Below are 25,759 nucleotides of genomic sequence, written 5' to 3' on the forward strand. Positions count from 1 at the left end.
CCCCCGAAGGAGCCCGTTGCCGTGTCCACATGCTCAGCCGTGACTCAGAACGCGACGTTCCAGTTCAGCTGCGCACCCACTTCCCGCTGACCTTCACCTGCACGGCCCTGGGCGGCCAGCGACAGGCGGCTGCGGCTGGAGGTGTTGACCGACACGCCCAGCTCGGCGATGCCCACGTTGCGGGCCAGCGGCAGGCCAACAACGGTGAACGGGCTGCTGCCGGCCACGAACTGGTGGCGGGAATCCGCGCGCAGTTCGCCGGCCGCGTTCTGCCACGCCAGCCCCGCTTCCAGCCGTGCGCCATCCTGCTGACCGCCGCTGATGTCCCAAGCGGCCCGCACGCCGGCGGTGGTCGTCCACACCTCGTCCTTGCTGGAGGCGATCGCCAAGGCGGCATTGCCACCGGATTCGACGCCGCCCTCGGTGGACAGGCGCGTGTAAGCCAGTGCCACGTACGGGGTCAGCGTCAACGCATCGTCGACCTGGAAATCCCAACCGCCTTCCACGAAGCCCGATATCGCGTGCGCGTCACGGCGGCTGGACAGCGACTGTCCCCATGCCGTGCCCGCGCCCACGGTGCGACGCGTATCCAGCGTGTAGTCCGCATAGCTGGCGCCCCCGTTGACGTACAGCGCATCGCCACGGAATCCGCCATACAGACCGCCGTGCACGGCATCGACTTCCGTCGTTGCGTTGCGCGCATCGACCTGCTGGCGCAGCGACTCGGGGCCACCGGCCACACCGACCGTCCAGCGCTCGCCGATGCTCCAGTCCGCACCGGCCATCAGGCCTTCACGGTGGTCGCGGGTGCGGGCTGCCGTGCCATCGCCATCGCGGCGGCTGGACGCGCCACTGCCCCCGATCCAGGCGGACGGGCCACCCTCACTGGCCGGCATGCCGCTACGCAGGCGCTGGCCGATGCCATCGCGCAGGAAACGGTCTTCCAGCAACAACGCACGACTGCTGGCGTGAATTTCGCCGGACAGGTCATCGAACGCCAGGCGTGCGCTGTCCGCATCCAGCATCAGCAGGCGGTTGTACAGCGCCAGGGCGTCACCTGACTGCTGCAGCGTATCCAGCGCAGCGGCCGTGGCGAGCTGGTTGCCGGTGGCGGCGACGGTGACGAACACGCGCGGCGGTGGCGGCGGGGTAACCGGATCCACCGGCGGGATGATCGGGTCCACCGGCGGATCGACCGGCGGGTCCACCGGCGGATCAACAGGGGGATCCACCGGGCCGGTGTCTTTCACCGCGATGTTCAGCCGCACGTCGTTGGCGGTATAGCTCAGCGATGTATCCAGGAAGGGCGAGCGGGAGATCACGTCGTCGAAGGTGCCGACGACCCCGCCTGCTGCGGTCAGGATGGTGTAGGTCTGTCCGTCCTGGTAGCTGGTCGCAGGATCCAGTGCGGTGACGCGCACGCCGGTGTCGCCGGAGTTGGCGAGGTTCGCGCCGCGGCCGATGTTCGCCTTGCCGGTCACCGTCAGCAGGTCGGCCTGCCCGTTGCCCAGCACGTCCACGTCAAAGAACGCCTTGTTGGCGACCTGTTCGGAGAATGCTGCGCTGGTGTTGAAGAACAGATCACCATCGATGGTCATCGTGCCGACACCGGCGTTACCTGGCGACAGCGTGCCGCCATTGAACACGTAGGTGCTGCCCAGCGTCGCATTGCCTGCCAGCACGCCGGATCCGCTTACTTCGGCCAGCGAACTGCGGCGTACTTCGCTGCCCAGGCCGGCACCGAAGTCGATGTCCTGCTGGAAGCCGGATGCACCGTTCAGCACCAGCGTGCCGCCCTGCACATTGATCTGCTGCTGCAGGGCCTGGCTGGGGCCCACATAGCCCGCGCCGGCATACATGTCCGAGTTGATCACGAGCGTGCCGCCGGTGACGGTGACATCGCCGCCGAAGGCACTCAGGTCGCCGTCGAGCGTGGTGGTGCCCGCCACTTGGGTGAGCGCGCCGCCGTGCAGGTGGGCGTTGGACGTTCCCGACGAGACGGTCTGGATGGTGTTGCCCAGTGCGATGTCGCCGGTGTGGTTGAACACCAGCCCGCCCGCGCTGCCGTTCATCGAGATCGCCGCGCCGTCCAGTGTTCCGGCTTCTTCCGCGGCCAGCCACTGCGGACCGCCGTCGGCCACGGACCACGTCGCCATGCCGCCGCCCAGCACCAGGTAACCGCTCTGGCCCAGCACGATGCCGCTGCCACCGGCAACCCGCCCGCCGTTGCTTACGCTCAGCATGCCGTACGGCCCTTTCAGCAGCACCGCGCCCACGGTCAGCCCGTTCGCCGCTTCGATGGCCGAGCCGGCACCGCTCACACGGGTCTGTTCGTCCACCGCCACGGGCGCCATGCTGGCGTCGTTGAGACCGCCACTGATGTTCACCGCATCACTGCGGATGACCGCCCCATCCAGCACATCGAGGTTGGTGCTGATGTCCATCGCGCCGGTGTTGGTCCACGTGGTATCCGCGCCGGTGATGAGCGCCGTGGCGGTAGTCGGGCCGAAGCTGTCCTTGATCGCCGCACGGTCGGATACGATGGCGCCACCGGCTTCCAGCAGCAGGTGGTTGGTGACATCCACGCGTGCGGCGCGGATCGCCGAGCCTGCGCCGGTGACCACGATGCTGCCGGTCTGGCCGAAATCGCCACTGCCCAAGGCGTCGTACTTTTCGGCATTTACTTCATCGGCGGTGACCACGCCGCCGTCCTGCACGCGCAGTGTGCCGTCGCCGTTCTGTCCGACGCGCACCGTAGTGGCATCAACCACCGAACCGGCGCCGCTGACGGTCAACGTGCCGGTGGCGTTGTTGGACGCACCGAGCACGAGATCCTGTGACACCAGCTGGCCACCGCCACTGACGGTGATCTCACCGCGGCCGCCCTGGGTGGCACCGGACTGTGTGCCCGCGCCGACATAGATGCCGCGATCCGCCGTGACCCGGCCGCCATCGATCGTCAGGGTGCCCTGTCCGACCTGTCCCACCAACAGGTTGTTGTCAGTGACAAGCAGTTCGCCACCGTTGCTGACGTTGATCGCACCGCTGCCTGCAGTGTCCGAGCCGACGCTGAGGCCGAAGTTGTTGACCACGCTGTAGGCCATTGTGGTGGCGACACGCCCGCCATCGATGTCCAGCGTGCCGGTGCCCTGGCGACCGACCAACAGCTGGCGCGCGGTGAGGCTGGAGTCGGCACCGCGCACGACGGCGTTGCCCGTGCCGCCTGCGCCGTAGCCCAACGACACCGTGTTGTTGGAGGTCGCCTTGCCACCATCCAGCAGCTGCAGGCTGCCGGTTCCCGCTTCACCCACGCGCAATGCAGCGCCGGTCATCTGCAGGTAGGCCGTGGGCCCGATCACGCGCAGCGTGCCGTTGGCGCCGGCGACCGTGCCCAGCGACACCAGGCCGTTGGCGGTCAGGTTGCCGCTGCCGACCAGATCGATCGCCACGGTGCCGGTGTTGCCGATGAAGAAGCCGTCGGCGTAGACGCGGGAATCGCCCACCACTTCGTCGGACGTAAAGTCGTAGGGCACGGCGAAGGCCGACGGCACGGAGGCGGCGCTGAGGCCGAGCGCCGCCAGCACCGCAACGCCCAGCGGCGAGCGACGGCGCGTCGCAACGGCAGCGCGGGCCGGTGCGGAAAGTGTAGAGGCCAGTTCAGAGGCCACCTGCATGACGCCGGTAGCCCGGTTGAAGACCAAGCGGTAAATCCTGTTCATGAAGCTCCTTGGGATAGCGATCTGGACGCGGAGGGGACCGCGTCCCGCACACGGGGGATGTGCAGTGGACCCTGCGAGTTGAAGAACGCGCGGGGCCTGTGACCCTACGGGTGATGTCAGAAAATACCGAGGGCGTGATCCGACTTCCGTGTGGGGATCTGACCAATATGTCCGTAAGGGTTTTCTGATCTACGCTGATTGGTGACACGCATCACCCGAGGCATAGCGAGCGTGATGCATTTGTAGTCGCGTGTTTTGCGATCGGCCTGCACGTTGTGGAGACGCAGATGAAACCGATGCGTTGGATTTAGTGCAGGAAACGTCATCGTTCGCGATGGTCCTGCGACCACTCGTGCGATCGTCCAGCGGTGGTTTGCCGTCGTCTTGCAATGGTCGCTGGATGGTCGTGGTTTGGACGCGGCTTGGTCGTGGCTTGGACGTGGCTTGGTGGCGTCTTGGTCGCGGTTTGGACGTCGCGTGGTCGCGGTTTGGTCGCGGTCTGGTGGCGGTTTGGTCGCGGTTTGGTCGCGGTTTGGTCGCGGTCTGGTGGCGTCTTGGTCGCGGCTTGGACGTGGCGTGGTCGCGGGATGGCTGCGGCTTGGTAGAGCCGACTTCAGTCGGCTGGCTGTGTGCGGAAAAAGCAGCCGACTGAAGTCGGCTCTACCGTCGGCTGGCTGTGTACGGAAAAAGCAGCCGACTGAAGTCGGCTCTACCGGCGGCTGGCTGTGTGCGAAAAAGGCAGCCGACTGGAGTCGGCTCTACCGTCGGCTGGCTGTGTGCGGAAAAAGCAGCCGACTGAAGTCGGCTCTACCGCCGGATTTACCGGCGGCTATACCGTCGGGTTTACCGGCGGGTTGCGCGAGATAAAAAAAACCCCGCTTGCGCGGGGTTTTTTCTGGAGTCAGCTCAGCTGCCCGTGGCAGTGCTTGTACTTCTTGCCGCTGCCACAGGGGCAGGGGTCATTGCGGCCGATCTTCGGCTCGCCGCCCTGGCCCTGCGCGACCTGCGCGGCTTCCACCTGCGCGGCTTCTTCGTCAGCGCTGTAGCCGCCGGCATCCTGATGCTGGAACTGCGACTGGCTGAGGCGCGCCTGTACCTGCTGACGCTCGGCGGCTTCCAGTGCCGCCACTTCCTCGTCGCTGCGGATGCGCACGCGCGACAGCATCGTCACCACTTCGCGCTTCACGTCTTCCAACATGTTGGAGAACAGCTCGAACGCTTCCTTCTTGTACTCCTGCTTCGGCTGCTTCTGCGCATAGCCGCGCAGGTAAATGCCCTGGCGCAGGTAATCCATGCGAGCCAGATGCTCCTTCCAGCTCTGGTCGAGCACGGTCAGCATCACGTGCTTCTCCAGCGCGCGCATGGTGTCTGCACCGACGCCACTTTCCTTTGCATCGAAATGCGCGTTGACGCGCTCCTGCACCTTCTGCGCGATGCCTTCGGCGTCCAGCTCTTCGTGGCTCTTGACCAGGTCGGTGACCGACATGTCGAGGCCGAACTCGGACTGCAGCGTGGCTTCCAGGCCCGGCAGGTCCCACTGTTCATCGATCGAGTTCGGCGGCACGAAGCGGGCGACGATGTCGAACACCACGTCGTCGCGGATGCCATCGACGTTGTCCTTGACCGAATCGGCATCCAGCAGTTCATCGCGCTGCGAATAGATCACCTTGCGCTGGTCGTTGTTGACGTCGTCGAAATCCAGCAGGTTCTTGCGGATATCGAAGTTGTGCGCTTCGACCTTGCGCTGGGCCTTTTCGATCTGCCGGCTGACCAGGCGGTCTTCGATGACGTCGTCTTCCTTCATGCCCATCATGCGCATGGCCTTCTGCACCCAGTCGGAGGCGAAGATGCGCATCAGGTTGTCTTCCAGCGACAGGTAGAAACGGGACGAACCCGGATCACCCTGGCGGCCGGAACGACCACGCAGCTGGTTGTCGATACGACGCGATTCATGGCGCTCGGTGCCGACGATGTGCAGGCCACCGGCGGCCTTGACGGCGTCATGCCGGACCTGCCACTCGGCCTTGGCCGCGGCGCGCTGGGCGTCGCTGGCCTCCTCGCCCATCTCGTGCAGTTCGGTTTCCAGCGAGCCGCCCAGCACGATATCGGTACCGCGACCGGCCATGTTGGTGGCGATGGTCACCGCACCCGGACGACCGGCGTTGGCGACGATGGTCGCTTCGCGGTCATGCTGCTTGGCGTTCAGCACTTCATGCTGCACACCGGCCTTGGCCAGGTGTTCGGACAGCATCTCCGAGGTTTCAATCGAGGTCGTACCCACCAGCACCGGCTGGCCCCGCTTGTTGCATTCCTGGATATCGGCCAGCACCGCGTTGAACTTGCCCTGGCGATTGAGGAACACCTGGTCCGGCGAGTCCTTGCGGATGGTCGGGCGGTTGGTCGGGATGACCACCACTTCCAGGTTGTAGATGCTCTGGAACTCGAAGGCTTCGGTATCGGCCGTACCGGTCATGCCGGACAGCTTCTTGTACATGCGGAACAGATTCTGGAATGTGATGCTGGCCAGCGTCTGGTTCTCGCGCTGTACCGGCACGCCTTCCTTCGCTTCCACCGCCTGGTGCAGACCGTCCGACCAGCGACGGCCGGCCAGGGTGCGGCCGGTGAACTCATCGACGATGACGACTTCGCCATCGCGCACGATGTAGTCCACGTCACGCTGGTAGATGGCATGCGCGCGCAGCGCGGCATTGAGGTGATGCACGACGGTCAGGTTCTGCGCCGCGTACAGGCCTTCGGTCTCCGCGTCGAGGATGCCGGCTTCGACCAGCAGACGCTCGGCGTGCTCCATGCCTGCTTCGGACAGGTGCACCTGCTTGCCCTTCTCGTCGATCCAGAAGTCGCCCTCGGCTTCTTCGTTTTCCTGCTTCACCAGGTTCGGCACGATGCGGTTTACGCGGATGTACAGCTCCGGGGAATCATCGGCCGGACCGGAAATGATCAGCGGGGTACGCGCTTCGTCGATCAGGATGGAGTCGACTTCATCGACGATGGCGTAGTGCAGGCCGCGCTGGTAGCGGTCGGCCTTGGACAGCGCCATGTTGTCGCGCAGGTAATCGAAACCGAATTCGTTGTTGGTGCCGTACGTGATGTCGCTGCCATAGGCCTCGCGCTTGTCACCGTGCGGCATGCCCGGATACACGACGCCCACGCTCAGGCCCAGCCAGTTGTACAGCTTGCCCATCTGCGCGGAGTCGCGGCGCGCCAGGTAGTCGTTCACGGTGACCACGTGCACGCCCTTGCCTTCGAGCGAGTTCAGATAGACCGGCAGCGTAGCGACCAGGGTCTTGCCTTCACCGGTGCGCATCTCGGCGATCTTGCCCAGGTGCAGCACCATGCCACCGATAAGCTGCACGTCGTAATGACGCATGCCGAGAACACGGCGGCTGGCTTCGCGGCAGACGGCGAACGCTTCCGGCAGCACCTTGTCCAACGCCTCGCCATCGGCGATGCGCTGCTTGAATTCCGGCGTCTTGGCCTGGAGCTGCTCATCGCTGAGCGCTTCCATCTCCGGCTCCAGCGCATTGACCTTGGCGACGATGCGATTGAGCTGGCGCAGCTGTCGTTCATTACGACTGCCGAATACGCGGGTAAGCAGGCTGTTGATCATTGAGGGAACCGGTTGTCAGGTGAACGCCGGCACGGCTCCATCGGGAATCCGTCCGCCGCAAACGAAACGAGGCGCCCTGCGCCCCGTCTATGGCATCACCCATTGTAACTTGGGATGGACGTGGGAGGATTCAAGCGCTTTGGCGGTTCGCTGGCCGGACCATAGCGCCGAGCGATGCCCGGCGGCGTGCCCGCCACATTCGGCACACCCCGGGTGGGGCTGCCGCTGCGCTCGCCGAGCATGGCTCGGCGCTACCGGAACCCGTCAGCCGCGCGAAACGCGACCGACCGGGGTGTTGCCGCCGTCACCCAGGAACTTGCGCGGATTGACCACGCGCCCGCTCTCCCAGACTTCGAAGTGCACATGGGCACCGGTGGAACGACCCGTGGAACCGGCCTTGGCCACTTCCTGTCCGGCACGGACCAGGTCACCCACCTTCACCACCAGGCGCGAATTGTGCGCGTAGCGGGTCACGTAACCATTGCCGTGATCCACATCGACGACGTTGCCGTAGCCGCCCTTCACACCGGAGAAGCTGACCACGCCTTCGGCGACAGACATCACCGGATCGCCGACCTTGGCATGGAAATCAATGCCTTTGTGACTGCGTGCACCGCGACCGAACGGATCAGCACGGGTGCCGAAGCTGGACGTGACATAGCTGTTGCGGATCGGCATGCGCGAGGGCACGGCGTTCTGCTGCAGCTGATGGTCGAACATCAGCGATTCCATCACCGAGAGCTGGCTGCCTGAAGCAGCGAATCGCTGCTCCAGCACCTGTAAGTCGGCGTTGATGTCCTTGACCGGGATATCCACGGTCGGACCGCCGGCGTCGCCTTCACCCAGGCCGGGGGTTTCCTGGAAGTCGAACTCGCCGTCTTCCAGTTTGCCCATCTGGGTCAGGCGCTCACCCAGCGCATTGAGGCGGGTGGCTTGTGCCTGAAGTTCCCCCAGGCGCGCCGCGAGGGCGTTCACCTCGGTCTGCGACTGCAGGCGGACCTGGGCGAGTTCCCGCTCCTGGCGGTCTACCTTGGCCTGCAGGCGGGAATCGCCCAGCAGGTTGGCCCCCATTCCACCGGCGAAGCCGATAATGCAGCCCATGCCCAGCACGCTGCCCAGCAGGGCGCGGGGACGATCCTCGAAGTAGAAGCGAAGACGCGCAAGGGGCGTTTTTGCCTTTCCATCACGCGTTTTGATTACGATCTTTTTGAATGCCATCAGTGAGTTTTCATGTCTGAGCCGAAATCCAGTGGTCGTCCCGCATCTACGCCTAAGCCGGCGCTGGATGCGGTCATGGGTGACAAAACCGGGAACCCGCTGCGTCGTGCCTTATGGCTCGATGCGTTGGACCAACAATTACGCCCCCACTTGCCGCTCACCCTGCGCAACCATTGCAGGCTGGCGAACGTGAACGACGAACACCTCGTTTTTCTCGTCGAATCCCCTGTCTGGCATGCCAAATTGCGGCTTGCCGAAGCACAGTTGATCGACGCGGCCCGGTCCATCGGGCTGAAGGCCACCAAAGTGACCATCAAGACTGCGTCCCCCGCTCCACCACGCTCCCCAGCGATCGACAACCGGAATGGACCCCACGCAGTTTCAGCCGCCACGCACAAAGGACTACGCGACGCCTTGGCCAGCCTCCAGGACACGAAACCGTCCAGGTCCTGATGACCGCGAAGCATCCGGCTCCGCTTCCCCGCTCTGCCAACATGCCGTGGAAATGGCGTGAAGCTTTTGCGAGGACCGTGGGGCATCCTAACGGCGTCGGGCCGTCCAGTCGTTAGAGTTTTGTTATTTAAACGTTAAGTTCAGGCTTCTGACGTAACAGGTTCACAAACTGTGACGCCGTACTGGCCCCTTCCTGCTGGCCGTGAAGACCAGGGCCCTGAACGCGAAACGCCGCCCGAGGGCGGCGTCAACTGGCTGATATCGCAGTGTTTTTCAGGCGTAGGCCGGAGCGCCGTAGGCGACCGGCTCGGCAGCGGCGGGGGATTCGTAGCTCACCCACTCCCACGCGCTGGCATCGGCCATCAAGGCACGCACCAGCTTGTTGTTCAGCGCATGACCGGACTTGAACCCTTCATAGGCGCCCAGTACCTGGCCGCCGGCAAGGTACAGATCGCCGATGGCATCAAGGATCTTGTGCCGCACGAATTCGTCGGCATAGCGCAGGCCGTCTTCGTTCAGCACGCGGAACTCGTCCAGCACGATGGCGTTGTCCATCGAACCGCCCAGGCCCAGGTTGCGCTCGCGCATGTACTCCAGGTCACGCATGAAACCGAAGGTCCGGGCGCGGGAGATTTCCTTGGTATAGGCCATCGTGGAGAACTCGATTTCCTGCCGCGACTGCTTGGCGGGGATCATCGGGTGATCGAACTGGATGGTGAAACCGAGCTTGTAGCCCTCGTAGGGATCAAAGCGCGCGACCTTGTCACCTTCAGTGACTTCCACGGTCTTCAGTACGCGGATGAAGCGCTTGGCGGCGTCCTGTTCGATGATGCCCGCCGACTGCAGCAGGAACACGAACGGGCCGGACGAACCGTCCATGATCGGCAGCTCGGCCGAGGACAATTCGACAATGATGTTGTCCACACCCAGGCCGGCCAACGCTGACATCAGGTGTTCGACGGTCTGGATCTTGGCGTCGTTGCAGGTCAGCCCGGTGCACAGGGTCACTTCGGTCACCAGCTCGGCCTTGGCCGGAACATCGACGACCGGGTCCAGATCCACGCGGCGGAACACGATGCCATGGTTGACCGGTGCCGGGCGCAGGGTCATGTAGACCTTGTCGCCGCTGTGCAGGCCAACGCCGGTGGCGCGGATCGTGTTCTTGAGGGTGCGTTGCGGAATCATGGGGGGTGACCAGAAGCGTGCGGCGGGCCGCGATGGCCTGCCCCAGGGGGTGCAACAGATTAACACGCGGTCGCCCCTACTCCGGCTGAAGCCAGGCAGGTGGTGGCGCCACGCGGGTGCGGCGGGTGCGATTACAAGGCGGCCGGGCCCATCCTGGCCCGGCGCCTGCAATGCAGGACATGGTGCGTGATGCCGGGGAGGACAACCCCGGCAGCATGGATCAGTCGGCCTGGCGGCGCAGGAAGGCCGGGATGTCCAGGTAATCGTTGGGCAGTTCGGCGGTCGGCGTGCTGCCCGCGCTGGCGCTCGAGCTGCTGGACGACGAAGACGACGCGCTGGACGAAGAGGACGCCGCTACGCTGTCGCTGCTCGCGCGACGCAGGCCCAGGCCGACACCGCCAACGGCCTTGGACACCGCGTCACCGCCGTTGTCGAAGTCGGAGAACTCCGGCTGGCCGGTGGTGGCGTTGCGGACCAGCTTGATCGGCGCACGCTCGCCCGGACGCTGGCTCTTGCCGGCGGCCACGCGGTTGAGGCCGGTCGCGACCACGGTGACGCGCACTTCGTCCTGCATGTCCGGATCGAGCACGGTGCCGACCACCACGGTGGCGTCTTCCGAAGCGAAGCCGTCGATGGTGCGGCCGATCTCGTCGAACTCGGCCATGGTGAAGTCGGCACCGGCGGTGATGTTGACCAGGATGCCGTTGGCACCGGCCAGGTTCACATCGTCCAGCAGCGGGTTCTGGATGGCCGACTCGGCAGCGGCCTGCGCACGGTCATCACCGCGGGCGGTACCGGTACCCATCATCGCCAGGCCCATTTCGGACATCACGGTGCGCACGTCGGCGAAGTCGACGTTGATCAGGCCCGGACGCACGATCAGATCGGCGATGCCCTGCACGGCGCCCTGCAGCACGTCGTTGGCGGCACGGAACGCCTGGATCATGGTGGCGTTGCGGCCCAGGACAGTGATCAGCTTTTCGTTGGGGATGGTGATCAGCGAATCGCAGTGCTGGCTCAGTTCTTCGATGCCCTTCAGCGCGACCTGCATGCGGCGACGGCCTTCGAACGGGAACGGCTTGGTGACCACGGCAACCGTCAGGATGCCCATCTCCTTGGCCAGCTGCGCCACCACCGGTGCAGCGCCCGTGCCGGTGCCACCGCCCATGCCGGCGGTGATGAAGACCATGTCCGCGCCCTGCAGCGCGTCGATGATGCGCTCGCGATCTTCCAGCGCAGCCTGGCGACCCACTTCCGGGTTCGCACCGGCGCCCAGGCCCTTGGTGACGTTGGTGCCCAGCTGCAGCTGCAGCTTCGCACCGCAATTCTTGATGGCCTGCGAGTCGGTGTTGGCGGTGATGAACTCCACGCCATCCACCGCTGAGTTGACCATGTGCGCTACAGCGTTTCCGCCGCCACCGCCCACGCCAACGACCTTGATCACCGCATTGGGTGCCATCTTTTCGATCAATTCAAAATGCGCCATGTCCGTGTCCTCGGTTGTATCCGCTTCCTTTGGCATGTTGCGGGAGAGGCATCCTGCCCTCCGCTGCATGCCGCCGTTGCGGCTGTAGTGGTTTGTGTATCCGTGTGTTGCGTGTTGCGGTGTTGCGTTTTCTTTCAGCCGACTGAAGTCGGCTCTACCCGCGATCAGAATTCGCCGCGGAACCAGGTTTTCAGTTTCTTGAACATGCTGCCCGCACGGCCTGCCGGCAGCGACGGCCGACGCGGGTGTTCGATCTGGCTTCCCATCAGCAACAGGCCGACGCCGGTTGCATGCACGGGGTTGCCCACCACTTCGCCCAGGCCGGTGACATGCTGCGGGATGCCCACACGTACCGGCATCTGCAGCATCTCTTCGGCCAGTTCGACCACACCTTCCATCTTCGATGCACCGCCGGTCAGCACCATGCCGGCGCGGACCAGTTCTTCGAAACCGGAGCGACGCAGTTCGGCCTGCACCATCTCGAAGATTTCCTCGTAACGCCCCTGCACCGCCTGCGCCAGCGCGTGGCGCGGCATGCGACGTGGCGGCCGGTCGCCGACGCTCGGCACCTGGATGCTTTCTTCGGCGGTCGCCAGCTGCGCCAGCGCGCAGGCGTAACGCACCTTGATCTGCTCCGCTTCCGGGGTCGGTGTGCGCAGCATGTGGGCAATGTCATTGGTGACATGGTCACCGGCGATCGGCAACGACGCGGTGTGGCAGATCGCGCCCTGCACGAACACGGCGATGTCAGTGGTGCCGGCGCCCATGTCGACCAGCACCACGCCGAGCTCGCGCTCGTCGGCGGTCAGCACGGCGACGCTGGAGGCCAGCGATGACAGCACCAGATCGTCCACCTGCAGGCCACAGCGCTGCACGCACTTGCTGATGTTGGCGGCAGCCGACTGCGCGCACACCACCAGGTGGGCATGCACTTCCAGGCGGACGCCGGTCATGCCGACGGGGTTGCGGATGCCTTCCTGCGAATCGTCCAGCACATACTCGCGCGGGATCGCATGCAGGATCTTCTGGTCGGCCGGGATGGCCACGGCCTTGGCCGCGTCGAGCACCCGGTCCAGGTCGCCCCAGGTCACTTCGCCGTCGCGGATCGGGACGATCCCGGGCGAGTTCTTGCACTGCACGTGGTTGCCGGAGATCGACGCGTACACCGAGCGGATCTCGCAACCGGCCATCAGCTCGGCCTCTTCCACCGCACGCTGGATCGACTGCACCGTGGACTCGATGTCCACCACCACGCCGCGTTTGAGCCCGCGCGATTCGTGCGAACCGATGCCGATCACCTCGATGGGGTTGCCCGGCGAGTACTCACCCACCAGCGCCACCACCTTGGAGGTGCCGATGTCGAGCCCGACGATCAACGATTTATCACCCTTGCGATTCATGTCCTGTCCTGCGTTTTTTTCGGCTCTGGCGCCGGTGCTTCACCCCAGCTGAGGGTGAAGCCATTGGTGTATCGGAGGTCGGCGCGCTCGATCGGCGCGGCCTGGCTGGCGAGCTGGGGCAGCACGCGTACGTAGCGCTGCAGGCGTGAGCGCGCATCGTCGCGGCCCACCACGACTTCGGTGCCGTTGCTGAGCAGCAGCGACCAGCTGCCGCGTGCATCCATCGTCAGGCGGCTGACGTCCAGCCCGGACGGCGCGAACAACGCCCGCGCATCGTTGTACAGCGACACCACTTCTTCGGTCTGGCTGTCTGGACCGTCCAGCTGCGGCAGCTGCAGGTCGGCCAGTTTCTTCGGCGTGGGGAACAGCTTGCCCTGCTCGGAAAGCAGGCGATCGCCGCCCCATCGCGCGAACGGCTTGTGCTCGACCAGGGTGACTTCCAGCACATCCGGCCACTGCTTGCGCACGCGTGCGCTTTCCACCCACGGCAGGCGCTCGATGCTGTCCTGTGCATCCTGCAGCTTCACCGCGAAGAAGCCGGCGTGCGCGTAAGGCAACAGCACCTTCTGCAACTGCTCCGCCGGCACGCGCTTGAACTCACCGTGCACGCGCAGCTTCGCCAACGGCCAGCGCTCGGCGCCGACCCAGCCGTTGAGCACGGCCACGACGGGCAGGGCCACCACCGACAGGGCCAACAGCCAGACGAAGATGCGCAGCACCGCGTTCATGCGTGACCGTTCTCCTGCACTGTAGTGGCGAGGGTCTGTTCGAGCACACGCCAGACCAGGTCTTCAAAGCCGATCCCGGCCTGGCCTGCGGCTTTGGGCACCAGCGAATGGCTGGTCATGCCCGGCGCGGTGTTCACTTCCAGCAGGTACAGGCGGCCGCTGGTGCGGTCGCGCATCACATCCACCCGGCCCCATCCACGGCAGCCTGCAGCGCGGAACGCAGCCAGGGCGAGACGACGGATCTCCTCTTCGTCGGCATCCCGCAGGCCTGGACACAGATACTCGGTGTCATCGGCCTTGTACTTGGCGTCGTAGTCGTACCACTGGCCCTTGGGCACGATACGGATCGACGGCAGCGCAACATCGCCGAGGATGCCGACGGTCAGCTCGTCGCCGACCACCATCTGCTCCATCAGCAGCTGGCCGTCGTAGCGCGTTGCCAAGGCCACCGCCTCGTCCAGGCCGGCATCGTCGAAGACCCGGCTGATGCCCACGCTGGACCCTTCATTGGCCGGCTTCACCACCACCGGCAAGCCGAGTTCGGCGGCCTGCGCGTGCACGTTTTCCGCGGTGACCTTGCGGTACTGCGGAGTGGGGAGGCCGACCGACAGCCACACCTGCTTGGTCCGGATCTTGTCCATGCTCAGCGCCGAGCCCAACACGTCGGAGCCGGTGTACGGCACGCCGAACGCTTCCATCAGGCCCTGCACGATGCCGTCCTCCCCCCCGCCATTGTGGCCGTGGAGGATGTTGAACACGCGGTCCACTTCGCCCGCGGCCAGCGCGTTGGCCAGTGCCGGGATGCCATCGATGGCGAATGCGTTGATGCCGCGCGCCTGCAGCGCTTCGAGCACGTTGCGACCGGAATCCAGCGACACCTCGCGTTCGCTGGACGTGCCACCCAGCAACACACCGACACGACCGAACACGGCCGGGTCGATCGTGCGGGGTGCGGGGAAGTTGAAAGCGGTCATGCCTGGGCCTCCACGCTGAAGCCTTCGGTTGCGATCTGCTGGGCCACGGCGCCGATGTCGCCGGCCCCCATCATCAACAGAAGATCGCCGTCCTGCAGCACGTCGGGCAGCACGTGCGCGAGTTCGGCCGCTTTGCCGACCACCACCGGCTCACTGCGCCCGCGCGCACGGATGGCGCGTGCCAGCGCTTCCGAATCCGCACCGGCGATCGGCTCTTCGCCGGCCGGGTAGACCTCGCTCAGCACCAGCGCGTCCACGCTGGACAGCACGGCGGCAAACTTGTCGAACTGGTCGCGGGTCCGGCTGTAGCGGTGCGGCTGGAACGCGACGACCAGGCGCTTGTCGGACCACCCACCGCGTGCAGCAGCGAATACCGCCTCCAGCTCGCTGGGATGGTGGCCGTAATCATCGATCACCTGCACCCGGGCGCCGCTGGCGGTGGTGACCTCGCCGAGGTCATTGAAGCGACGGCCGACGCCGGCGAAGCTTTCCAGCGCACGTGCGATCGCATCCGGTGCAACACCCAGCTGCCAACCCACGGCGGCGGCGGCCAGCGCGTTGAGGACGTTGTGCTTGCCGGGCAGCGCCAGGACCACTTCCTGGCTGGTGCCCTGCGGCAGGCGCAGGGTGAAGCGCATCCGCGCTCCTTCCTGCACCACGTTTTCGGCGCGCACGTCGGCGTTGTCGCTCAAGCCGTAGCTCATCACATGGCGCGGGGTCTTCGCCGCCAGCGCAGCGACTTCGGGGTCGTCGATGCACAGCACCGCCAAACCATAGAAAGGCAGGCGCTGCAGGAATTCGGCGAAGGCCGCCTGCACGCGGGCGAAGTCGTTGCCGTAATTTTCCAGATGATCGGCATCAATATTGGTGATGATCGACATCAACGGATTCAGGCGCAGGAAGCTGCCATCGCTTTCATCCGCCTCGGCGACCAGCCACTGACCGCCGCCCAGCTTGGCGTTGGCACCGGCGGCCAACAGTTGGCCCCCGATCACGAAGGTCGGATCCAATCCGCCCTCGCTCAGTACCGCCGCCGTCAGGCTGGTGGTGGTCGTCTTGCCGTGCGTGCCGGCCACCGCGATGCCGCGGCGGAAACGCATCAGCTCGGCCAGCATCGCGGCGCGCGGCATGATCGGGATGCGCTGGCTGCGCGCTTCCATCAGTTCAGGATTGTCTTCGCGGATCGCGCTGGAGACCACCACACAATCGGTGCCGAGCACGTTGGCGGCGGAATGTCCCCGCATGATGCGTGCGCCGAGGCTGCCGAGGCGACGCGTCGCGGTGTTGTCCGCGTTGTCCGAGCCTGACACTTCATAGCCCAGCGTCAACATCACTTCCGCGATGCCGCTCATGCCGGTGCCACCGATGCCAACGAAATGCACGCGCGGGAAGGCGCGCACCAGGTCGTTGGTGTCGTGCAGGCGGCGGATCATGCGCAGCTCCGCGTCGTGTCGGCGCGCTGGCGCGGCACAGTGTTCATACAGCTTCCTCGAGGATGATATCGGCGATGCGCTCTGCGGCATCGACCTTGGCCAGCGCACGTGCGGCTTTCGCCATCTGCATGCGGCGGGCGGGATTTTCGGATAGTTCACGCAACAGTGACGTGATGCCGGTGACCAGCGCATCGCCCTGCTTCAGCAGCACGGCGGCATCGCGCTCGACCAGGTATTCCGCATTGCGCGTCTGGTGATCATCGACCGCGGCCGGGAACGGCACCAGCACGCTGCCGACGCCCACGGCACACAGCTCGGCGAGCGTGGACGCGCCGGAGCGGCACACCACGATGTCAGCCCACGCGAAGGCATCGGCCATGTCGGCGATGAACGGCGTGATCTCGGCGGTGACCCCGGCCTTGGCATAGGCCTCCACCGCCTCGGCGTGCATTTTCTCGCCGCTCTGGTGGCGCACCTGCACCGGATGCGAAGCACCCAATGCGGCGATCGCCTGCGGGACGCCCATGTTCAAGGCGCGCGCGCCCTGGCTTCCGCCCACCACCAGCACACGCAATGGACCACTGCGACCGGCGAAGCGCTGCTCGGGCGGTGCAATCGCAGCGATCTCGGCGCGTACGGGGTTGCCGACGGCTTCTTCGCGTGCGGCGAAGCTGCCGGGAAAACCGGTCAGCACGCGCTGCGCAAAGCGGGAGAGGAAGCGGTTGGTCATGCCGGGTGCGCGGTTCTGCTCATGCACCAGCAGGGGCAGCCCATGCAGACGCGCAGCCAGCCCGCCCGGTCCGGAGGCGTAACCGCCGAACGCGATCACCGCACGCGGATGACGGTCGCGCAGGATGAAGCCTGCCTGGCGGATCGCACGCAGCAGACGCCACGGCGCGCCGAGCAGGGCCAGCTTGCCCTTGCCGCGCAACCCGGCGATATCCAGCGTATCGATCGGCACGTCATGCTGCGGCACCAGGCGGGTTTCCATCTGGCCGACAGCGCCCAGCCAAGTGACCGGGATACCGCGCGCGCGCAGCACCTTGGCCACTGCCAGACCGGGGAAGATGTGTCCGCCGGTGCCACCGGCAAGAATCATCACGGGGCGCGGGGCCGCATCATGCATGGCGCTCATGACAGCCTCCCGAAGGTCGGCTCGACGCGCGTCTGCAGGCGGCTGGTGCCACGCGTGGTGCTGCCCGGCGCCGAGGTGGTCGGCGTCGCGCTCGTACTGGCAGTGGCCGGTGCGCCCGCATTGGCGACGCGGGACGGCTTCGGCGTCGCGGCCGGCCCCGCTGGCGGAGCGGTCACGATCTCGTCGGCCACCTCATCGCCCCCGCCCATGCGAACGGCATGGCGGCGCTCGGCGCGATCCAGCTCGTACGACACGCGCAGCAGCAACCCCATCGCGACGCAGGTCATCAGCACGCTGGAACCGCCCGACGAGATCAACGGCAAGGTCAGCCCCTTGGTCGGCAGGATGCCCAGGTTGACCCCGATCGAGACGAAGCTCTGCATGCTGATCCACAGCCCGATGCCGAAGGCCACGTAGCCGGAGAAGTGGCGCTTCATCTCTACGCAGCGCATGCCCAGCCACAGCGTGCGACCCACCAGCAGCGCGTACAGCGCGATCACCAGGCAGGTGCCGAGGAAACCCAGCTCTTCGGCCGTGACCGAGAAGATGAAGTCGGTATGTGCCTCGGGCAGGTAATAGAGCTTCTGCACCGAGTTGCCCAGGCCCACGCCGGTCCACTCGCCGCGGCCGACGGCCATCAGCGCGTTGGACAGCTGGTAGCCGTCGCCCTGCTGGTCGGCCCACGGATCCAGGAAGGAGGTGATGCGGCGCATGCGGTACGGTTCGATGATCGCCAGCGCGCTCATGCCGACCATGCCGATGATCACCGGCATCGACATGCGCGGCATGTTGACCCCGCCCAACACCAGCATGCCGGCGGTGATCGCCAGCAGCAGCGTGGACGAGCCGAAGTCGGGCTGCAGCAGCATCAGCACCACCAGCGCCCCGGCAACGCCCAGCGGCTTCAGCATTGCCGGCCACGTCGCGTTGACCTCGTCCCGGAAGCGCACCAGGTAGCTGGACAGCCACACGATGTAGAGCACCTTGACCGCTTCGACCGTCTGGAACTTGGAAACGCCGAGATTGATCCAGCGACGTGCCCCGTTGACGCTGCTGCCGAGGCCCGGCACGAATACCACCACCAGCAAGGCGAAGCAGCCCAGCAGCAGCAGCTGGTTGTACTGCTCGATGGTCTTCAGTTCAGTGCGCATGGCCAGCCCGGCCAGCACGATGCCCACCGCCAGGAAGATCAGATGGCGATTGAGGTAATAGAACGGGCTGCTCATCAGCGCGATCGAGCTCGACGCGACCATCACCACGCCCAGCCCGGTCAGCGCGATGATCGCGCCGAGCAGCCACTTGTCGAAGTGGCCTCCGATGGCTTCAAGGCGTGTTGCCTGGCGCGAGAGATCATTCATCAGCGCACCTTCAACGTGGCCAGACCGACCAGCACCAGCACCACCGAAATGATCCAGAAGCGCACGATCACGCGCGGCTCCGGCCAGCCCTTCAGCTCGAAGTGGTGATGGATCGGCGCCATGCGGAACACGCGCTTGCCGGTCAGCTTGAACGAGGCGACCTGGATCATCACCGACAAGGTTTCAACCACGAAGACGCCGCCCATGATCACCAGCACCAGCTCCTGGCGCACGATCACCGCGATGGTCCCCAGCACGGCGCCCAGCGCCAGCGCACCGATGTCGCCCATGAAGACCATGGCCGGGTAGGTGTTGAACCACAGGAAGCCCAGGCCCGCGCCGGCGATGGCGGCGCAGATGATGACCAGCTCACCCGCTCCGGGGATCTGCGGAATCTGCAGGTAGTTGGAGAACACCACGTTGCCGGACGCGTAGGCGAACACGCCCAGCGCGCAGGCGACCAGCACGGTCGGCATGATCGCCAGGCCGTCCAGGCCATCGGTCAGGTTGACCGCATTCGAAAAGCCCACGATCCAGAAGTACGCGATGGCCACGAAGCTGATGCCCGCCAGCGGCAGCGCCACCGACTTGAACATCGGAATGTAGAACGTCAGCGCGGAGGGCACGTCGGCGGTGAAGTAAAGGAACAGGCCAGCGGCCAGGCCGAAGATCGACTGCAGCAGGTACTTCCAGCGCGACTTCAGGCCATTCGGGTCACGGCGGACGATCTTGATCCAGTCGTCGTACCAGCCGATCGCACCGAAGCAGATCATCACCGCCAACACCAGCCACACGTAGCGGTTGCTCAGGTCGGCCCAGGCCAGCACCGCGAGGGTGACCGTCAGCAGGATCAACGAACCGCCCATGGTCGGCGTGCCGGCCTTGGCGAAATGGGTCTGCGGGCCATCCTTGCGGATCGGCTGCCCGCCCTTGAACTGGGCGAGCCTCCGGATCACGGCCGGGCCCATCCACAGCGACAGGAACAGCGCCGTCAGTGCCGCCAGGATGGCGCGGAACGTCTGGTAGTTGAAGAGCGCAAACGAGCTCTCGAACTGCTGCAGCCAGCGGGCCAGTTCATACAACATGAGGCGATTCCTCTCCTTGCGCGAGCAGCGCTTTCACAATCTTGTCCATGGCGCTGCCACGGGAGCCCTTGACCAGGCAGCGCACGCCCGCATGCAGTTCATGCTGCAGGGCCTGCGCAAGCGCGTCATGGGTTTCAAAAGAACGACCGCCTTCACCGAAGGCAGCAGAAGCCGAGGCGCTGAGCGGCCCCAGCGTGTACAGCCGCTTGAGCCCGGCCTGACGTGCACGCAGGCCTGCCTGCGCGTGCAGCGCGGCTGCATCGGGGCCGAGTTCGCGCATGTCACCCAGTACCAGCCAGCCGTCGTCACCGCTGCCGGCCAACGCCTCGATGGCAGCCACCAGCGAACCCGGATTGGCGTTGTAGCTGTCGTCCACCAGAACGGCCCCGCTGTGCAACCGATGGGCGATCTGGCGTCCCGGCACCGGTTCGGTGACGGCCAGCGCCGCCACGACATGCGCCAACGGGATGCCGGCGGCCAGTGCGAGTGCGGTGGCCGCAAGCGCGTTGCCGATGTTGTGGCGACCCGGCAACGGCAGCGACACCGCAGCCTGCCCGACCGGCGTGTGCAGCTCGAAATGACTGCCCGCCGCATCGAAGCGGATTGCCGAGGCGAACACGTCGGCACTGTGCTCCAGGCCGAAACGCAACACTGCGCAGCGCGGCGGGGTGCCGATGAAATGCTGCTCGAACCAAGGCGCAAAGGCGTCGTCGGCATTGATCACCGCCACCCCGTCCGCCGGCAGGGCCGCGTAGATCGCGCCCTTGGTGTTGGCCACACCCTGCAGGCTGCCCATCCGCTCGAGATGGGCGGCCGCGATGTTGTTCACCAGCGACCAGCGCGGACGGACGATGTCGGTCAGGTACGCGATGTCACCCGGCTTGCCGGCACCCATCTCGTACACGGCGAAATCCGCGTCTTCCGGCGCGTCGATCACGGCCAATGGCAGGCCGATCTCATTGTTGCGGTTGCCCGGATTGGCGTAGACCACCTTGCCGGCGATCTGCGCGTGCTGCTGCAGGATGCCCAGCAGCAGCGCCTTGACGCTGGTCTTGCCGTTGCTGCCGGTGATGGCGAACACACCAGTGGCGCGGTCGCGCTGCATGCCGGCGGCGATGCGCGCCAGGGCCAGCTCGCTGTCGGCCACCAGCACCTGCGGCAGGGTCAAGGGCAGCAGGCGTTCGACCAGCAGTGCACTGGCGCCGCGCGCAAGCGCATCTGCACCGAAATCATGTCCATCGAAGCGCTCGCCACGCAGCGCCACGTACAGGCTGCCGGCCGCCATCTGACGGGTATCGTTGCTGATCGCGTCGATGGCCGCATCGTCACCGTGGATCTCTCCACCGGCCCAATGGGCGATCAACGACAGCAGGGTGCGCCTCATGGCGTCACCTCCTGCACCGCAGCGACCAGCGCGGCAGCGGCGACGTCGGTGTCATCGAAGGCATGGCGTACTCCGGCGACTTCCTGGTAGGGCTCGTGGCCCTTGCCGGCGATCAGCACGATGTCACCCGGTCCCGCCCCGCCGATCGCCAAGGCGATGGCACGCGCGCGGTCACGCTGGACCACCACCTTGTCGGCACTGTCGAAGCCGGCAAGGATATCGGCCACGATGCGGTCACCGTCTTCGCTGCGCGGATTGTCGTCGGTGACGATCACCTGGTCAGCCAGCCGTTCGGCAATGGCCGCCATCTGGGGCCGCTTGCCGGTATCCCGTTCGCCGCCACAGCCGAACACGCAGACCAGGCGGCCGTCGACATGCCCACGCAGGCTGTCCAGTGCCTGTTCCAAGGCATCCGGCGTATGCGCGTAATCGATCACGACCGTCGGCTGCCCCGCTTCACCGCCGAGGCGGTTCATCCGCCCGCGGATCGGTTGCAGCTGCGCCAGCACCTCGACGATGACATCCAGCGGCTGCCCCAGCGCATGCAGCACACCGGCCACCGTCAACAGGTTGTCTACATTGAAGCGGCCAAGCAGCGGCGAGCGCACACCGCGCGACTGCCCGTCGAGTGTCAGCGTGAACGCTACACCCAGGCCGTCCAGCACGATCCCGCTCGCCCGCACGCTGGCCTGCGACGCACCGCGCGAGCTGACGCCCACCGCCTTCTGGCTGGCCGGCACGCGCGCATGCAACGTGGCACCGAATGCGTCATCGAGATTGACCACCGACGCACGCAGGCCGGCGCGATGGAACAGCCGCTCTTTGGCTGCACCGTAGGTCTCCATGTCGCCGTGGTAGTCGAGATGGTCACGGGTGAGGTTGGTGAACACGGCCACGTCGTAATGCACGGCATCCACACGGCCCTGGTCCAGCGCATGCGAGCTGACTTCCATCGCGATGGCCTGCGCACCGGCGTCGCGCAGGTCGGCCAGCAGCGCATGCATCTGCAGCACCAGCGGCGTGGTGAACCCCGTCGGCTGCACGTCGCCGAACAGGCCGGCGCCCAAGGTACCGATGCTGCCGCTGCGGGTGCCCAGCAGTTGCCAGGCCTGGGCCAGCAGTTGCACGGTGGACGTCTTGCCGTTGGTACCGGTGACACCCACCATGGTCATCGCGCGCGACGGCGCGCCGTGGAACTGGTCGGCCATCGCGCCCATGCGGGCGCGCAGGCCCGGCACGGCAATGGCATCCGACGGTGCAGGCAGCTCCGCAGGGGCCGGCGCTTCAAACAGGATGGCGACTGCACCATTGGCACGCGCCTGCTCGACGAAGCCCAGGCCATGTGCGCCGAACCCGGCGATCGCCACGAAGGCATCACCCGGTTGCACGGCGCGGCTGTCCATCACCAGGCCGCGGATATCCACATCCCGACCGGCCAGGGCCACGTCAGGCAGCAGGCGGGAAAGCGCCATCGTGCGGCTCATTGCGTGCCCCCGGTCGGTGCGGGCACCGGCGTCGCAGGTGCCTGCGCGGTCGGCAGGGCCGCATCGAATTCGGCGGCGGCATCGGGAGGCAGCACGGCGTCGGCCGGGGGCGTCGGCAACACCGAGGCGGAATGCCCGGTCTTGCCGGACTGCTGCGCGGCCAGCCACGACTGGATATCGTCCGGCGGCACGTCCATCAGGCGCAGCGCACCGTCCATCACATTGTGGAAGACCGGTGCCGCCACCAGGCCGCCGTAGTATTTGCCGGCCTGCGGATCATTGATCACGATCACCGTGGCAAAGCGCGGGTTGCTGGCCGGCACCACGCCGGCGAAGAGCGCGTTGTAATGCCCGCGCTCGTAACCGCCCGGGCCTGCCTTGCGCGCCGTACCGGTCTTGCCGGCCACGTGATACCCCAGCACGGCCGCCTGCTTGGCGCCGCCCTGGGTCACCACGGTTTCCATCATCGCCACCACTTCTTTCGCGATCTGCGGGTCAAGGATCTGACGCGCTTCGTTGTGCTGGCCTTTGACGAAGGTCGGCGGAATCAATTTGCCGCCGTTGCCCAGCGCCGAGTATGCCGTGGCGATCTGGAGGGGTGTGACCGACAGTCCGTAGCCATACGACATGGTGGTCTTGGAGGGACCACTCCAGCGCGCGGGGCGCGGCAGCACGCCGGCGGATTCGCCGGGGAAACCGCTGCCCGGACGCGAGCCATAGCCGAAACTGTGGATCGAATCGTAGAACACCTGGTCGGGCAGCTTGGCCGCGATCTTGGCTGCGCCCACGTTCGAGCTGCGGGTGATCACACCGGTCACGTTGAGCACGCCGTTGTTCCGCGGCACGTCGCGGATGGTGTAGCGCCCCAGTGACATGTAACCGGGGTTGGTGTCGATGATGGTGTCCTTGGTCACCACGCCGGCCTGCAGTGCAGACGCGATGGTGATCGGCTTCATCGTCGAACCGGGCTCGACCAGGTCGGTCACCGCGCGGTTGCGGCGGGTGTCCGGGATCGCGCCCTGCAGCGAGTTCGGGTTATAGGTCGGCAGGTTGACCATCGCCAGCACTTCACCGGTGGCCACGTCCATGATCACCATCGAACCGCCGGCGGCCTTGTTGGCGACCAGCGCGTTGCGCAGCTCTTTGTACGCCAGGTACTGGATGCGCCGATCGATGCTCAGGGTCAGGTCTTTGCCCGGCGTGGCGGCACGCAGCAGGTCACTTTCCACCGTCTCGCCCTTGCGGTTGCGGATGATCCGCTTGGCACCGGGTTCACCGCGCAGCCACTCGTCGAAGGCCAGCTCCAGCCCTTCCTGGCCGCGATCATCGATGTTGGTGAAACCCAGCACGTGGGCCATCGCCTCACCCTGCGGGTAGAAGCGGCGGAACTCGCGCTGTGCAGCCACGCCTGGAATCTTCAGGGCGACCACTTTCTCTGCGTCGTCCGGGTTGATCCGGCGACGCAGGTACATGAATTCCTTGTCCGACTTCTGGCTCAGCCGGCTGCTCAGGTCGTCCACCGCCAGCCCGAGCGCGCTGGCCAGCTCAGGAATGCGGTCCGGCGAGCGCAGCAGCTCCTGCGGGTTCACCCAGATCGAGGCCACCGGCGTGGACACCGCCACCGGCTCGCCATTGCGGTCGGTGATCATGCCGCGCGAGGTCTTGATGGGCAGTTCGCGCAGGTAGCGTGCTTCGCCCTGGCGTTGATAGAAGTCGCTGTTGATCAGCTGCACATACGCGGCACGGCCCACCAGCGATACCGAGCACAGGCCAAGAGCCAGCGCGACCCAGCGCAGCCGTTGGCGCAGGTTGAAGGCATTGCGGGGGCGGTTGCGGCCGGTCCGGCTCATGGGCGGATCACCACCACGTCGGCGGCTTCGGGAAACTTCATGCCCAGTTTCTCGCGGGCCACCTGGTCCACGCGATTGGCTTCTGCCAACGTGGCCTGCTCCAGCTGCAGCCGGCCGAATTCGATGTTCAGCTCATCGCGCACGCGCTCGGCGCGCGCCAGTTCGATGAACGTCTGGCGATGGCGGTGGCGCACGAAGACCACCCCGATCGCCGAGGCGATCGTGCAGGCCAGCAGCACGATCAGGATGAGCCGGCTCACCCGGCCACCTCACGCTTCTGGGCCACGCGCAACACCGCGCTGCGGGCGCGCGGATTGACGGCCAGCTCGTCGTCATTGGCCTTGATCGCACCGCCGATCAGGTCCAGCGTTGGCACGAAGGCCTGCTGCTCCGGCAGACGGCGATTACTCGGAGGCGCCTTGGCCAGCCGGTTGAAGTACTGCTTGACGATGCGGTCTTCCAGCGAGTGGAAGCTGATGACGGCCAACCGGCCACCCGGCTTCAGCCGCTCCACGGCGGCGACCAGGCCGGCTTCGAGGTCGGCCAGTTCACGATTGATATGGATGCGGATCGCCTGGAAGCTGCGGGTGGCCGGGTGAATCTTGTCCTTGCCGCGCGGCATCGCCGACGCGATCAGGTCAGCCAGTTCCCCCGTACGGGTGAACGCCTGCTTCTGCCGCTGCGCCACGATGGCCCGCGCGATACGGCGGCTCATACGCTCCTCACCGTAGGTCCACAGCACGTCGGCGATCTCGGTGTCGTCGGCGCGTGCCAGCCACTGGGCCGCGCTCTCGCCGCTGTCCGGGTCCATGCGCATGTCCAGCGGGCCGTCCTTGCCGAAGCTGAAGCCCCGCTCGGCCACGTCCAGCTGCGGCGAGGAAACGCCGAGGTCGAACAGCACGCCATCCAGGCCGTCGGCCGTCTGCTCCCACTGCAGCAACTGGGCAAAGCTGCCACGGAAGATCGACACGCGCGGGTCGGGCGCGAAGTCGCGCTCGGCGGCCGCGATGGCTTCCGGATCCTTGTCCATCAACAGCAGGCGGCCTGCGCCACCAAGCTGGGCCAGTACGCCACGCGCATGCCCGCCACGGCCGAACGTGCCGTCGAGGTACACACCGTCTTCGATCACCCTCAGGCCTTCAAGGACCTGGGTGTACAGGACCGGCAGATGACCCGCCGGCGACTGCGACACCGGGAGGTGACCGGCCTGCGCTGTTCCGCGCACCCGGGCACCCCGGC

Annotated in this window: 18 protein-coding genes; 1 reads left to right on the forward strand and 17 read right to left on the reverse strand. The window is 66.2% G+C overall.

The genetic code is table 11. From position 1 onward, the window contains the following. Positions 1-44 precede the first annotated feature (44 nt). From IFT58_RS05645 to IFT58_RS05655, 3 genes are all read right to left on the reverse strand, one after another. Positions 45-3,719 carry an autotransporter outer membrane beta-barrel domain-containing protein gene (locus IFT58_RS05645; RefSeq protein WP_192094132.1) on the reverse strand — a complete coding sequence of 1,225 codons (3,675 nt, stop codon included), beginning with the start codon at positions 3,717-3,719 and terminating at the stop codon, positions 45-47. A 901-nt stretch (positions 3,720-4,620) separates the two neighbouring features. Next, entirely contained in the window at positions 4,621-7,347 is a 2,727-nt protein-coding gene (secA, locus tag IFT58_RS05650; RefSeq protein ID WP_188326083.1) for a preprotein translocase subunit SecA, read from the reverse strand. A gap of 264 nt (positions 7,348-7,611) precedes the next feature. Next, positions 7,612-8,565: a M23 family metallopeptidase gene (locus IFT58_RS05655; protein ID WP_188326082.1), complete on the reverse strand. Its 954-nt coding sequence runs from the start codon at positions 8,563-8,565 to the stop codon at positions 7,612-7,614. A gap of 12 nt (positions 8,566-8,577) precedes the next feature. Between IFT58_RS05655 and IFT58_RS05660 the strand changes: the two genes are divergently transcribed. Then, positions 8,578-9,018 carry a DUF721 domain-containing protein gene (locus IFT58_RS05660; protein WP_192094133.1) on the forward strand — a complete coding sequence of 147 codons (441 nt, stop codon included), beginning with the start codon at positions 8,578-8,580 and terminating at the stop codon, positions 9,016-9,018. 273 nt (positions 9,019-9,291) lie between these two features. Here the strand turns inward: IFT58_RS05660 and lpxC are convergent, their stop codons facing one another. The 14 genes from lpxC to rsmH all read right to left on the reverse strand — a co-directional run bounded on the left by lpxC (position 9,292) and on the right by rsmH (position 25,745). Then, positions 9,292-10,203, reverse strand: coding sequence for a UDP-3-O-acyl-N-acetylglucosamine deacetylase (gene lpxC / locus IFT58_RS05665; protein ID WP_192081193.1), 912 nt, complete (start codon positions 10,201-10,203; stop codon positions 9,292-9,294). A 220-nt stretch (positions 10,204-10,423) separates the two neighbouring features. Then, positions 10,424-11,689 carry a cell division protein FtsZ gene (ftsZ, locus tag IFT58_RS05670; RefSeq protein WP_188326079.1) on the reverse strand — a complete coding sequence of 422 codons (1,266 nt, stop codon included), beginning with the start codon at positions 11,687-11,689 and terminating at the stop codon, positions 10,424-10,426. Positions 11,690-11,853: 164 nt separating this feature from the next. Continuing rightward, the gene (gene ftsA / locus IFT58_RS05675; protein WP_042613652.1) at positions 11,854-13,089 is read right to left on the reverse strand and encodes a cell division protein FtsA; all 1,236 of its coding nucleotides are present in this window, start codon (positions 13,087-13,089) and stop codon (positions 11,854-11,856) included. Next, entirely contained in the window at positions 13,086-13,817 is a 732-nt protein-coding gene (locus IFT58_RS05680) for a cell division protein FtsQ/DivIB (protein ID WP_188326078.1), read from the reverse strand. The genes ftsA and IFT58_RS05680 overlap by 4 nt, the downstream gene beginning before the upstream one ends. Beyond that, complete coding sequence (locus IFT58_RS05685; protein ID WP_192094134.1) at positions 13,814-14,791, reverse strand: D-alanine--D-alanine ligase; 978 nt, start codon at positions 14,789-14,791, stop codon at positions 13,814-13,816. The genes IFT58_RS05680 and IFT58_RS05685 overlap by 4 nt, the downstream gene beginning before the upstream one ends. Next, positions 14,788-16,224, reverse strand: coding sequence for a UDP-N-acetylmuramate--L-alanine ligase (gene murC / locus IFT58_RS05690; protein ID WP_188326076.1), 1,437 nt, complete (start codon positions 16,222-16,224; stop codon positions 14,788-14,790). Before murC ends, IFT58_RS05685 begins: the two co-directional genes overlap by 4 nt. A gap of 43 nt (positions 16,225-16,267) precedes the next feature. Then, the gene (gene murG, locus IFT58_RS05695) at positions 16,268-17,359 is read right to left on the reverse strand and encodes an undecaprenyldiphospho-muramoylpentapeptide beta-N-acetylglucosaminyltransferase (RefSeq protein ID WP_192094135.1); all 1,092 of its coding nucleotides are present in this window, start codon (positions 17,357-17,359) and stop codon (positions 16,268-16,270) included. Next, positions 17,356-18,717: a putative lipid II flippase FtsW gene (ftsW, locus tag IFT58_RS05700; RefSeq protein WP_188326074.1), complete on the reverse strand. Its 1,362-nt coding sequence runs from the start codon at positions 18,715-18,717 to the stop codon at positions 17,356-17,358. The genes murG and ftsW overlap by 4 nt, the downstream gene beginning before the upstream one ends. Then, positions 18,717-19,802 (reverse strand): phospho-N-acetylmuramoyl-pentapeptide-transferase, encoded by a 1,086-nt coding sequence (mraY, locus tag IFT58_RS05705; RefSeq protein ID WP_188326073.1) that lies wholly within the window; start codon positions 19,800-19,802, stop codon positions 18,717-18,719. The genes ftsW and mraY overlap by 1 nt, the downstream gene beginning before the upstream one ends. Continuing rightward, positions 19,792-21,186: a UDP-N-acetylmuramoyl-tripeptide--D-alanyl-D-alanine ligase gene (gene murF, locus IFT58_RS05710; protein ID WP_192094136.1), complete on the reverse strand. Its 1,395-nt coding sequence runs from the start codon at positions 21,184-21,186 to the stop codon at positions 19,792-19,794. Before murF ends, mraY begins: the two co-directional genes overlap by 11 nt. Beyond that, a complete protein-coding gene (locus IFT58_RS05715) occupies positions 21,183-22,670 on the reverse strand; it encodes a UDP-N-acetylmuramoyl-L-alanyl-D-glutamate--2,6-diaminopimelate ligase (RefSeq protein WP_192094137.1) in 1,488 nt (495 codons plus the stop codon). Before IFT58_RS05715 ends, murF begins: the two co-directional genes overlap by 4 nt. Next, complete coding sequence (locus IFT58_RS05720; RefSeq protein WP_192094138.1) at positions 22,667-24,520, reverse strand: penicillin-binding protein 2; 1,854 nt, start codon at positions 24,518-24,520, stop codon at positions 22,667-22,669. The genes IFT58_RS05715 and IFT58_RS05720 overlap by 4 nt, the downstream gene beginning before the upstream one ends. Then, positions 24,517-24,780 carry a cell division protein FtsL gene (ftsL, locus tag IFT58_RS05725; RefSeq protein WP_188326069.1) on the reverse strand — a complete coding sequence of 88 codons (264 nt, stop codon included), beginning with the start codon at positions 24,778-24,780 and terminating at the stop codon, positions 24,517-24,519. Before ftsL ends, IFT58_RS05720 begins: the two co-directional genes overlap by 4 nt. Further along, the gene (gene rsmH / locus IFT58_RS05730) at positions 24,777-25,745 is read right to left on the reverse strand and encodes a 16S rRNA (cytosine(1402)-N(4))-methyltransferase RsmH (protein ID WP_192081350.1); all 969 of its coding nucleotides are present in this window, start codon (positions 25,743-25,745) and stop codon (positions 24,777-24,779) included. The genes ftsL and rsmH overlap by 4 nt, the downstream gene beginning before the upstream one ends. Between the last annotated feature and the right edge of the window lie 14 nt (positions 25,746-25,759).

The organism is Stenotrophomonas sp. CFBP 13718, from assembly GCF_014842145.1.
Taxonomy (GTDB): Bacteria; Pseudomonadota; Gammaproteobacteria; order Xanthomonadales; family Xanthomonadaceae; genus Stenotrophomonas.